The organism is Pseudomonas reactans (genome assembly GCF_013387025.1).
Classification (GTDB): domain Bacteria; phylum Pseudomonadota; class Gammaproteobacteria; order Pseudomonadales; family Pseudomonadaceae; genus Aquipseudomonas; species Aquipseudomonas reactans.
Genome location: NZ_JACAQP010000195.1, coordinates 1 through 308, shown reverse-complemented (window position 1 = coordinate 308; position 308 = coordinate 1). Strand labels below are relative to the sequence as shown.

The following is a 308-nucleotide window of genomic DNA, read 5'->3' as shown; positions in this document are numbered from 1 at the left end:
CGTAAGGTGATTGACCTGGCTTCAAGGAAGCCACATGGTTAAGTCGATTTGCCTGTAGAAACTGGGTGACCACTAAAATCGTCTGATATCAACTCAAGGAAGAATTATGTCCAAGATCAAGACTCCCCCAGAATCCGAAGTAGTGTCCTGGCTACAAGTGCTTATTGAGAAGGAGGAACTGCTTGAGTCGATCCAGGGGCAAGAGGCAATCACCTCCTTAACGGACGCGGTAGACCAGGAGTATTTCCTTCCATCCTTTGGTATCGATTACATATCTCGACGTGCTTCAGCGGAGGCGGCAGACCATG

Annotated in this window: 1 protein-coding gene; it reads left to right on the top strand. The window is 48.7% G+C overall.

The window, feature by feature from the left end; all coding sequences use genetic code 11:
- Positions 1 to 106: 106 nt before the first annotated feature.
- Positions 107 to 308, top strand: a 202-nt coding sequence (locus HX793_RS31150) for a hypothetical protein (protein WP_218646231.1), incomplete at its 3' end; no start/stop codon positions are given.